This is a genomic window from Sphingosinicella terrae, from assembly GCF_003347635.1.
In the GTDB taxonomy this organism is placed as follows: domain Bacteria; phylum Pseudomonadota; class Alphaproteobacteria; order Sphingomonadales; family Sphingomonadaceae; genus Allosphingosinicella; species Allosphingosinicella terrae.
This window is the reverse complement of sequence record NZ_QDFY01000019.1, coordinates 39,453-50,122: the sequence shown is the minus strand read 5'-3', so window position 1 is coordinate 50,122 and position 10,670 is coordinate 39,453. Positions and strand designations below refer to the sequence as shown.

The 10,670-nt window shown below is 69.6% G+C and carries 12 protein-coding genes; 9 read left to right on the top strand and 3 right to left on the bottom strand.

The annotated features are described in order from the left end of the window. Positions 1-564 (top strand): WapI family immunity protein (locus tag DDE10_RS21865; protein ID WP_284734823.1); only part of this gene is annotated, 564 nt, incomplete at its 5' end. Positions 565-640: 76 nt separating this feature from the next. Here DDE10_RS21865 and DDE10_RS21860 read toward each other — a convergent pair. Next, on the bottom strand, positions 641-2,149 hold the full coding sequence (locus DDE10_RS21860; protein ID WP_114954927.1) for a YifB family Mg chelatase-like AAA ATPase: 1,509 nt from the start codon (positions 2,147-2,149) through the stop codon (positions 641-643). Positions 2,150-2,294: 145 nt separating this feature from the next. Further along, positions 2,295-3,482, bottom strand: coding sequence for an acyltransferase family protein (locus tag DDE10_RS21855; RefSeq protein WP_162806785.1), 1,188 nt, complete (start codon positions 3,480-3,482; stop codon positions 2,295-2,297). A 226-nt stretch (positions 3,483-3,708) separates the two neighbouring features. Here DDE10_RS21855 and DDE10_RS21845 point away from each other — a divergent pair, with 226 nt between their 5' ends. Both DDE10_RS21845 and DDE10_RS21840 read left to right on the top strand, forming a co-directional pair. Next, entirely contained in the window at positions 3,709-4,200 is a 492-nt protein-coding gene (locus DDE10_RS21845) for a GNAT family N-acetyltransferase (protein ID WP_114954926.1), read from the top strand. Between the two features lie 113 nt (positions 4,201-4,313). Further along, positions 4,314-6,089, top strand: a complete 1,776-nt coding sequence (locus tag DDE10_RS21840) for an SLC13 family permease (protein ID WP_114954925.1) — start codon at positions 4,314-4,316, stop codon at positions 6,087-6,089. A gap of 33 nt (positions 6,090-6,122) precedes the next feature. Here DDE10_RS21840 and DDE10_RS21835 read toward each other — a convergent pair whose 3' ends face one another. Continuing rightward, on the bottom strand, positions 6,123-6,695 hold the full coding sequence (locus DDE10_RS21835; protein WP_114954924.1) for a sugar O-acetyltransferase: 573 nt from the start codon (positions 6,693-6,695) through the stop codon (positions 6,123-6,125). Positions 6,696-6,875: 180 nt separating this feature from the next. Here DDE10_RS21835 and DDE10_RS21830 point away from each other — a divergent pair, with 180 nt between their 5' ends. The 6 genes from DDE10_RS21830 to yihA all read left to right on the top strand — a co-directional run bounded on the left by DDE10_RS21830 (position 6,876) and on the right by yihA (position 10,547). Next, entirely contained in the window at positions 6,876-7,229 is a 354-nt protein-coding gene (locus tag DDE10_RS21830) for a hypothetical protein (protein WP_284734822.1), read from the top strand. Positions 7,230-7,318: 89 nt separating this feature from the next. After that, positions 7,319-7,453, top strand: coding sequence for a 50S ribosomal protein L34 (gene rpmH / locus DDE10_RS21825; RefSeq protein ID WP_114954933.1), 135 nt, complete (start codon positions 7,319-7,321; stop codon positions 7,451-7,453). A gap of 71 nt (positions 7,454-7,524) precedes the next feature. Further along, positions 7,525-7,869, top strand: a complete 345-nt coding sequence (rnpA, locus tag DDE10_RS21820) for a ribonuclease P protein component (protein WP_432653749.1) — start codon at positions 7,525-7,527, stop codon at positions 7,867-7,869. Continuing rightward, on the top strand, positions 7,866-8,078 hold the full coding sequence (yidD, locus tag DDE10_RS21815) for a membrane protein insertion efficiency factor YidD (protein WP_114954923.1): 213 nt from the start codon (positions 7,866-7,868) through the stop codon (positions 8,076-8,078). Before rnpA ends, yidD begins: the two co-directional genes overlap by 4 nt. A gap of 19 nt (positions 8,079-8,097) precedes the next feature. Then, positions 8,098-9,909 (top strand): membrane protein insertase YidC, encoded by a 1,812-nt coding sequence (yidC, locus tag DDE10_RS21810; RefSeq protein ID WP_114954922.1) that lies wholly within the window; start codon positions 8,098-8,100, stop codon positions 9,907-9,909. Then, on the top strand, positions 9,906-10,547 hold the full coding sequence (yihA, locus tag DDE10_RS21805; RefSeq protein WP_114954921.1) for a ribosome biogenesis GTP-binding protein YihA/YsxC: 642 nt from the start codon (positions 9,906-9,908) through the stop codon (positions 10,545-10,547). Before yidC ends, yihA begins: the two co-directional genes overlap by 4 nt. Positions 10,548-10,670 lie beyond the last annotated feature (123 nt).

The window sequence follows — 10,670 nt, the reverse complement described above, 5'->3', positions numbered from 1 at the left end:
GCCGGCGACGGCGGGGTAAAACCGCCCAGCCGCGCTCATGCTCAGTCTGCGCGACGTCCGCTTCTGTCAGTAGCGGACGCTTTTTCAACGCTATCGGTGGAAAGGCGACATCAGCAGTGGCACACGAAGCCGATGCTGGATGAACCTGCACTGCGGCTTGGCGGCCTCTCGATCTGGGTAGATGGCAAGCAGTTCCCCGCCGCCGACTGTTATGACGGAAACTGGCTCAACGTACGCGCGCGCATGGAAGCGCCAAGCGCGACGGTGAAATGCGCAGGCTCAATCTTGATGACTACAGATGTCGATCAGTTTCGAAAAGAGCTTGAGTCACTCGGCGCCACCCTCACTGGCGAGGCAACCCTCTCGAGTTTCGAGCCAGAGTTGAAGGTGACACTTAAGGGGCAGCGATTGGGTCACATAGAAGCCGAAGTGGAAATCACCCCGGACCACGTCACCCAGTACCACCGATTCACTCTCGACCTGGACCAGTCCTACTTGCCTGCGCTCGTCGCGGGCTGCGAGGCGATCTTGGAGCGGTTCCCGATTGTGGTGCCTCGTAGTTGAAGCTCCGAAAGGGTCGGAAGCCGAATGTCCGCTTCCACCCAAACCGGCCAGGCTAAAAGCCAGGCCGTCGAAGCCATTACGCTCTGGGCGCCTGCCGGCGATAGCTCACCGCCTCGGCGACGTGGACGCGGCCGACGCCGTCGCTGCCGCCGAGATCGGCGATGGTCCGTGCCACCCGCATCACCCGGTGATAGCCGCGCGCCGACAGCCGCATCGCCTCGGCCGCCTGGGCGAGCAGCCGCCGGCCAGGCTCGTCGGGCGTCGCCACCCGGTCGAGCAGGGCGCCGTCGGCCTCGGCATTGGTGCGCACCCCCTGCCCCTGGTAGCGCCGGGTCTGCTCGGCCCGCGCCGCCGCGACCCGCGCCGCCACCTCGGCCGACCCTTCCGCGGGCGGCGGCAGGACGAGATCGGCGGCGGAAACGGCGGCCACCTCGACATGGAGGTCGATGCGGTCGAGCAGCGGGCCCGAAACCTTGGCCTGATAGTCGGCGGCGCAGCGCGGCGCGCGCGAGCAGGCGAGCGCCGGATCGCCGAGATGGCCGCAGCGGCACGGGTTCATCGCTGCGACCAGCTGCACCCGCGCCGGGAAGGTGACATGGGCGCTGGCGCGGGCGACCTGGACGGTGCCGGTCTCGAGCGGCTGGCGCAGCGAATCGAGCGCGGCGCGCTGGAACTCGGGCAGCTCGTCGAGGAACAGCACGCCGAGATGGGCGAGGCTGACCTCGCCGGGGCGCACCTTGAGCCCGCCGCCGACCAGGGCGGCCATCGACGCGCTGTGATGGGGCGCCCGAAAGGGCCGCGCGCGAAGCAGGGTGCCGCCCCGAAGCTCGCCGGCGACGCTGGCGATCATCGACACTTCGAGCGCTTCGGGCGCGGTGAGATCGGGGAGGATGCCGGGCAGGCAGGCGGCGAGCAGCGACTTGCCGGCGCCGGGCGGACCGACCATGAGCAGATTGTGCCCGCCCGCGGCGGCGATCTCGAGCGCCCGCTTGGCGGTCTCCTGCCCCTTCACCTGGGCGAGGTCCGGTCCGGACACGGCCGGCTCCGGCTCGCCCGGCCGCGGCGGGGTCAGCACGGCGCGGCCGCGCAGATGATTGAGGAGAGCGATCAGGTCCGGCGCCGCGACCAGTTCGACGTCGCCCGCCCAGGCCGCCTCGCTCCCCTGCGCCGCCGGGCAGATCAGCCCAAGCCCCTGCGAGGAGGCGTGCAGCGCCGCCAGCAGCACGCCCGGCGACGGCGCGATCCGCCCGTCGAGGCTCAATTCGCCGACGGCGGCATAATGGGCGAGCGTCTCGCGATCGATCGCCCCCATCGCCGCGAGCAAAGCGAGCGCGATCGGCAGGTCGTAATGCGAGCCTTCCTTGGGCAGGTCGGCCGGCGAGAGGTTGACGGTGATCCGCTTGGACGGAAGCGCCAGGCCGATCGCGGCCAGAGCGGCGTGAACCCGCTCGCGGCTCTCCGCCACCGCCTTGTCGGGGAGACCGACGACGAGGAACTTGGAGAGGCCGCCGGAAATCTGGACCTGGACCTCGACGCTGCGCGCCTCCAGCCCCAGAAACGCCACCGTGGCGACCGTCGCGACCATTCACCTCCCCCTCGTGAGGGCGATGTTGAAGGGGTCACAGGGGAATGTCGAGGGGGTGGTGGAAAGCGGCTGCCGTAAGCCGCAGGGGGGTCGAGTCGGCTGTGGTCACCGGAACTGCGAGGATCCGCCGCGATACGATGCCGCCTCAACCCGGGAGGGGATAAGCCGGAATCGCTGGACGGGGATCCGACGGAGCCACGCGAAGCCGCCGCCGGATGGGGTGTTCCAGGCAATGGAACGAAAGGGCGGCCAGCCCGAGGGCAAGGAGCAAGGTCAGCGGCGCGCTGATCCACCAGGCGGCGGGGCCGATGGCGAAGATGATCGGCCAGTGCCACAAATAGATGCCGTACGAGATCACGCCCAGCCGGCGGGCAGGCTCGAAGGAGAAGAGGCTCGTCAGCCGAGACGGTTGCAGAAGCCCGCACAGGAGCGCTGCGGTCGCGAGCTCGGCGAGCGGCGCCGCCAGCATGAGCTTGTCCGCTCCCGACGCCGGCTCGAGGAAGGTCAGCACCGCCAGCATCGCGGCCGCACCAAATGGGGCGACCCGCGCGGAAGGCCGCTCGAAGGCGAGCGCGGCGCCGAGGACCAACCCGCTCGCGTGCAGGAATGTAGGGTAGTAGACGGCATCGTAAGGCAGCAGGTGCGCCAACACCCCGCGAAGGACGGTCAGCATCATCCAGACCCAGAGCAGCGCAAGGCCGGGCCGGCGCGCGGCCAGCACTAGGGGCAGGACCAGCGGCCACAAAAAATAGAAATGCTCCTCGACCGCCAGTGACCAGCTGTGCTCGAGCGGACCTCCCGGCGCACCGGCAGCCATGGCGAAGTTCATCGTGTAGGTGACCGCCAGCAAGGCCGACCACGCACGCTGTGCGCCGTCGCCGCCGATCGGGAGGAGGGTGCACGCCGCGACCACGACCACGAGCGCCGGAACCAACCTGATCGCGCGATTCCACCAGAAGCGCCAAACGCGAAATCTGCCGCTGGCGATGTGATCGCGGAGCAATTGCGTGATGAGGAAGCCCGAGAGCACGAAGAAGACGTCGACGCCGCGCGCCCCGCCACCAAATCCCGGCACCTCGGCATGGCACAGCAGCACCGCCAGCGCCGCGGCGGCGCGGAGGCCGTCCAGCGCAGGAAAATACCTCATCGACGACTCGTGCATCGATACGGTCGATAGCCGCGAGGGGGTTTTCAGGCCCTTAAAGGCGACACCCGCGAGATCGACGGCTTCTTCGCCGCGGACGAACTCCATGTCGATGCGGCAAGGAACGGCGTCAGCCATGGCCACCTCGTCTTCCTGGCGGCGGACCGCGACACCGTCGCCCGCTTTCACCACGCCGGCGGCACGGACAATGGCGCCCCGGACAGCGCGACCGCCATCCCGGTCATCATGCCGCCTTCCTGCTCGATCCCGACGGCAACGATACCGAGGCCGTCCATCACGGCCCGGCGACGCGCAGCGCCGAATCGGCGGTTTTCACGGCGCAGGGTTGTGCCGACCGGGGCAGTGGATCAGGCGCCACTGGGTCGAGCCGAAAGCTGTGCTATGTGCGCCGCCGATGTCCTTCGCCGTCCGCCCCGAAACCCCCGCCGACTTTCCCGCCACCGCCGGCCTGATCGAGCGCGCCTTCGGCGGCGCGGACGAGGCGCGGCTGGTCGAGCGGCTGCGCGCCGACGGCGACGCCGCGATCGCCCTGGTCGCCGAGGCGGACGGACGCATCCTCGGCCATATCCTCTTCTCGCCGATGCGCGCGCCGATGCGTGCGCTCGGCCTGGCGCCGCTGGCCGTCGATCCCGTGCACCAGCGACAAGGGCTCGGTGCCGCCCTCGTCCGCGAGGGCCTGGCGCGCGCCGCCGCGGACGGCTGGGAGGCGATCTTCGTGCTCGGCGATCCCGTTTATTATGGCCGCTTCGGGTTCAGCGCGGAACTCGCCTGCGGGTTCGAGAGCCCTTATGCCGGCCCCTATCTGCAGGCGCTCGCGCTCGGCGGGACGATGCCGGCGAGAAGCGGCCGCGTCGACTATGCGAAGGCTTTCGAAGCGCTGGGCTGAGCGCGCCGCGCTTGCGCCCGACCGGGCGATCAACCAATATCCGGGTGGCGGGCGATCTTGCGGATCGAACCTTCCGGTTTCGCGTTGTGCCGTCTCCTCCTGCCGGTATCCACATGACAATTCAGCAGATTCTCGCCTTCGCCGTAATCGGCGTCATGATGATGCTCTTCATCTGGGGGCGGATCCGCTACGATCTCGTGGCGGTGCTCGCCTTGCTGGCGACGGTCGCGCTCGGCCTGGTGCCGGCCGAGGACGCCTTTGCCGGCTTTTCCGACGACATCGTCATCATCATCGCCTCGGCGCTGGTGATCAGCGCCGCCGTGTCGCGCAGCGGCGTCGTCGAGGCGCTGATCGGCCGGGTCACCGGGCGATTCGAGAGTATCGGATCGCAGCTCATCATCCTGGTCGGCGCGACCACCTATCTCTCGGCCTTCGTCAAGAATATCGGCGCCCTCGCCATGCTGATGCCGGCCGCCTTCCAGATGGCGAAAAGATCCGGCGCGTCGCCCTCCTGCCTGCTCATGCCGATGGCCTTCGGATCGCTGCTCGGCGGACTCATCACCCTGGTCGGCACCTCGCCCAACATCATCGTCTCGCGCGTGCGGGCCGACATGACCGGCGAGCCCTTCGGCATGTTCGACTATGCCCCGGTCGGCCTCGGCCTTTCCGTGGTCGGGCTCGTCTTCCTTCGCTTCGGCTACCGGCTGCTCCCGGCCGGGCGCCGCGCCGCGCCGACCATGGGCGAGGCGGTGAACATCGACGATTATTCGACCGAGGCGACGGTGCCGGCCAATTCGCCCGCCGAGGGGCAGACCCTGGCCGAGTTCCGCGCCCTCGCCGGTGCCGAGGTGGAGATCACCCGGCTGCATCGCGGCGACCGCAGCTCGACGGCGCCGCTCCCCGACGCGGTGATCGCCGCCGGCGATGTCGTCGCGATGCGCGGCGAGCCCGACGCGCTCGAGCGGCTGATCGCCGCCGGCGGCCTCAAGCTCGAGGGCGAGCATCGCGAGGCCGGCAGCGGCGGCGCCACCGAGACCGGCGTCATCGAAGCCGTGATCGGCACCAACTCGATGCTGGTGGGCGTGGCGGCGGGCCGGATCGCGCTCCACGATCGCTACGGCGTCAACCTGATCGCAGTGTCGCGCCAGGGCGAGCGGATCACCGAGCGGCTGCGCGACATCGTCCTCGCCCCCGGCGACGTCATCGTCCTCCAGGGGCCGCTCGAGGTCCTGCCCGAGCGGCTTCGCGACCTCGGCTGCATGCCGCTGGCCGAGCGCTCGGTCCGGCTCGGAGCGCATGGCCGCGGCTGGCTGCCGCTCATCATCCTCGGCGCGGCGATGGCGATGACCGCGGCCGGCATCCTCACCGTCGCCATGGCCTTCTTCGCCGCCGCCGCCTTCGTCGTGCTGACCGGCGGCCTGCCCGCGCGCGACGTCTACCGGACGATCGACTGGCCGATCCTGATCATGATCGCAGCGCTCATTCCGGTCAGCGATTCGATCCGCACCACCGGCGGCACCGAATTGCTCGCCGGCTGGCTGTCGGCGACCGCCTCGACCTTGCCGGCCTGGGCCGCGGTCGGGCTGATCATGGTCGCCGCGATGGCGGTGACGCCCTTCCTCAACAATGCCGCGACGGTGCTGGTCATGGCCCCGGTCGCCTCGGTCTTCGCGACCCAATTGGGCTACCGGCCCGAGGCCTTCCTGATGGCGGTGGCGGTCGGCGCCGGCTGCGACTTCCTCACCCCGATCGGCCACCAGTGCAACACTCTGGTGATGGGCCCGGGCGGCTACCGCTTCTCCGATTATGCCCGGCTGGGCGCGCCCTTGTCGGTGCTGGTCGTGCTCACCGGCGTGCCGCTGATCCTGGCGGTGTGGCCGCTGCGATAGCGCCGACTCCTCGGCAGCCGAACGCATCTCGAATCAGCCCTTGCGATCCTCTGGGGTGATCGCGCGGACGACGCGGCAGGGGTTGCCGGCGGCGAACATGCCGGCGGGTACGTCGCGGGTGACGACGCTGCCGGCGCCGATCACCGCGCCGTCGCCGATCGTCACGCCGGGGAGGATGAGCGCGCCCGCCCCGACCCAGACGTCGGCGCCGATATCGACCGGCCGGCCATATTCCTCCTGCCGGCGAAGCGCGGCGTCGAGCGGGTGGAGCGGGGTCAGCACCTGCGCCGCGGGACCGAACAAGGTGTAGCTGCCGATCCGCACCGGGCAGACGTCGAGCACAACGCAGTTGAAGTTGAAGAAGACGCGCTCGCCGAGCTCGATATTGCTCCCATAATCGCAGTGGAAGGGCGGCTGCAGCCAGGCCGTGTCGCCGCCCTTGCCGAAAATGTCGCGGCAGAGCGACCGGCGCAGATCCGCCTCCGCCTCGTCCGTCGCGTTGAGTCGCCGGCACAGCGCCCGCACCCGCTGCCGCGCCGCCTCCAGCTCCGGATCGAGCGCGTCATAGAGTTGGCCCGCGAGCATCTTCTCCTTCTCGGTGGGCATGATCGGGTCTCCTGTTACGGCGATGCATGCTGAACGCCCGTAAGGCAGCCCAGGCCCGGGTGGCGGGGCCGTTCTCATCGGATGGAGCGCAACAGCCGATTGCCCGCTCCCTGCCGTGCGGCGACGAAGGTGGCCGGCCGGCGACGGGAACGGCGCCGCATCCGGGGGATTTGAACCGGCATGGATCGTCCCCACATCAGCCCGATGAGCATCCGCAGCCGCTGGCACGCTTGGAGCCGCGTCCCGATGGTCCGCACCGGGCTGTTCGTCCTCGGCATCGCTATGGTGATCGTCTCGCCCGTGGTCGGTCTCGTCCCCGGGCCGGGCGGGATCATCGTGTTCGGCTTCGGCCTCGGCCTGGTGCTCAAATATAGCGACTGGGCGAAGCGCCGCTATGTCGCGTTCAAGAGGGCCCATCCGAACAAGGGCCGCTGGGCCGATTGGGGCCTGAGGCGGCCGAGCGCGAAGCGGCGCGAGGCGCGGCTTCGCGACGACGGCGCGGCCGAAGGTGCGGGCGCGGGCGCCGGCGATTGACTTCACCGCCGCTTTTGCCTATCGGCGCCGGCAACCGGCCGCCCATATTGGCGGCCATTTTCTTTCAGTGATTTTACGAGGAATGAGCGATGAAGCGCACCTTCCAGCCGAGCAATCTCGTGCGCAAGCGCCGGCACGGCTTCCGGGCGCGGATGGCGACCGTCGGCGGCCGCAAGGTCGTGGCGGCGCGCCGCAGCCGCGGCCGCAAGCGCCTGTCGGCCTGAATCCGGCGCCGATCGGCCGGCTCACCCGCCGCGCCGACTATCTCGCCGCCAATGGCGGCCTGCGTGCCCCCATGCCGGGCTTCGTCCTGCTCGTCCGGCCCCGCCGCGACGACGATCCGGCGATCCGCCTCGGCATCACCGTCTCCGGCAAGGTCGGCGGCGCCGTCATCCGCAACCGGATGAAGCGCCGCTTCCGCGCGCTCGCGCGCGAGCTGCTGCCCTTGTCGGGCATCGCCGGGGCGGACCATGTCCTGATCGGCCGGCAGAGCGGCATCGAACGGCCCTATGCGGCGCTGCGCGCCGAGCTGGAAAAGGCGCTCGGCCGGCTGCGACAGAAGGCATCGAGCTCTGTCTCCTCTCCCCACCGGGGAGCCGATCGGCCGACTGGAGATCGCCCCGGTCCGGTCCCCGAATGATCGCCCGCCTGCTCATCCTGGTCGCACGCGGCTGGCAGATCGGGCCGTCGCGGATGCTGCCGCCGAGCTGCCGATTCACGCCCTCCTGCTCGGCCTATGCAATCACCGCTCTTTCCCGCTATGGCGCGCTGCGCGGCGGCTGGCTGGCGGCCAGGCGACTGCTCCGCTGCCACCCCTGGGGGGGATCCGGGCACGATCCAGTACCATGAGGGGAAAAGGTCTCTTTCCGTGAACGACAACAAGAACCTGATCCTGGCGATCGTGCTCTCGGCGATCGTCCTGCTCGGCTCCACGCTGATCACCAATTACTGGTTCCCGCCCGCCAACCCGCCGGTCACCAAGATCGAGGAAGGCAAGCAGGTCCCGCTGCCGCAGCCCGGCGCCGATCCGGCCGCCGATTCGCCGGCCGCGATCCGCGACCGGCGCATGGTGCTGGCCGAGACGCCGCGAGTGCGGATCGAGACGCCGCGGCTCAGCGGCTCGGTCAATCTCACCGGCGCGCGGATCGACGATCTCGTCCTCACCCGTCACCGCGAGGGGGTCGCCTCCGATTCGCCGCCGGTGCGCCTCTTCTCGCCGGCCGGGACGCCGGGCGCCTATTTCGGCAGCTTCGGCTGGTCGGGCGCGCCAGGCGTGGTCCCGGGTCCGCAGACGGTCTGGCAGGCGAGCGGCGACCGGCTGACGCCGGCGACCCCGGTGACGCTCACCTGGAATAACGGCCAGGGCCAGGTCTTCCAGATCCTGCTGTCGATCGACGACGGCTATCTCATCGCTTCCGAGCAGAGGGTGCTCAACCGCGGCGCCAACCCGGTCCAGCTGCGCCCCCACGCTTATGTCAGCCGCGTCGGCCCCTCACCCGATCCGGACAGCTGGACCGCCCATGTCGGGCCGATGGGCGTGTTCAACGGCGTCGCCGATTATGACAACGACTTTGACGACGTCGTCGAGGCCGGCGCCCACAATTTCCGCAGCACCGGCGGCTGGGTGGGCTTCACCGACAAATATTGGCTGGCCGCGGTCGTCCCCGACCAGCGCAGCGACGTCGACGCCGCCATCGTCCACAATCGGGCGAGCAACGCCTTCCAGGCGCAGTTCGAGGCGCCGGCGACGATCGTCGCCCCCGGCGCCGGCCAGGTCTATCGCTCGCACATGTTCGCCGGCGCCAAGGAGATCCATTTCCTCGACGCCTATAGCGCCTCCCTGGGCACGCCGCTCGAGCGGGCGATCGACTGGGGCTGGTTCCGCTGGTTCATGAAGCCGATCTTCTCGCTTCTGAACTGGCTGTTCGCGCTGATCGGCAATTTCGGCGTGGCGATCATCCTGCTCACCGTCATCGTCCGGCTGCTGCTCTTCCCGGTCGCGCAGAAGCAGTTCGCCTCGTTCGCGGCGATGCGGGTGGTCCAGCCGAAGATGAAGGCGATCCAGGAGCGCTACAAGGACGACCGCGCCCGCATGCAGCAGGAGATCATGGCGCTCTACAAGGCGGAGAAGGTCAACCCGATGGCGGGCTGCCTTCCGATCCTGCTGCAGATCCCGATCTTCTACGCGCTCTACAAGGTGCTGCTGCTCGCGGTGGAGATGCGCCACCAGCCCTTCGTCCTGTGGATCAAGGACCTGTCGGCGCCCGATCCGCTCACCCCGGTCAACCTGTTCGGTTTCCTGCCGTTCACGCCGCCCGCCTATATCGGCATCGGCATCCTGCCGATCCTGCTCGGCATCACGATGTGGCTCCAGTTCAAGCTCAACCCGCAGCAGACCGATCCGGTCCAGAAGCAGGTTTTCGCGCTGATGCCGTGGGTGCTGATGTTCGTGATGGCGCCGTTCGCCGCCGGGCTGCAGCTCTACTGGGTGACGAACAACATCCTGTCGATCGGGCAGCAGAAGCTGCTCTACATGCGCCACCCGGTGCTCAAGGAGGGCCTGGACGCGGCGGCGGTCGAGAGCCGCGCGCCGGCCCCGCCGCCACCGCCGACTTCGCCCGCAGGCGGAGCGGGCGCCGCCAAGCCGCCGCGGCGCAAGCCCAAGCCGAAGACGCGGTGAGCGCGGAGCCGTCCGATCTCGAGGCGACCGCCCGGAAGCTCTTTTCCGGGCCGGTCGACTTCCTCAAGTCGGCGCCCGAGCTGCGCTTCCTGCCCGAGCCCGATCTGCCGGAGATCGCCTTCGCCGGCCGCTCGAACGTCGGCAAGTCGTCCCTGCTCAACCGCCTGACCAATCGCAACGGCCTCGCCCGCACCTCGAACACGCCCGGCCGCACCCAGGAGCTCAACATCTTCGAGGTCGGCCGCCCGCCGCGCCTGCGGCTGGTCGACATGCCCGGCTACGGCTTCGCCAAGGCGCCGAAGGACCTCGCCCGCAAGTGGCGCTATCTGGTCAACGACTATCTGCGCGGACGCCCGGTGCTGAAGCGCACCCTGCTGCTCGTCGACAGCCGACACGGCCTCAAGGACGTCGACCGCGAGGTGATGAAGATGCTCGACGAGGCGGCGGTGAGCTACCGCATCGTCCTCACCAAGACCGACAAGATCAAGCCGACCGAGCTGGCCGAGGTCGAGGCCCGCACGGCCGAGGAGGCGCGGCGGCACACCGCCGCCCATCCCGAGATTTTGAGCACGTCGAGCGATACGGGGGAAGGCATCGACGCGCTGAGGCAGGCGGTGCTGGAGGCGGCCGAGATCTGAGGCCGGGAGTCGGGCAGTCGGCTGCCCATCGCCGGCTCGGGCAATCCCACCACTTGGCTCGAGACGCACGATTCCTGGGCCGTTGCACGTCCTCGGAGACAGGTCCTGCTCGCTTCCCTGGCA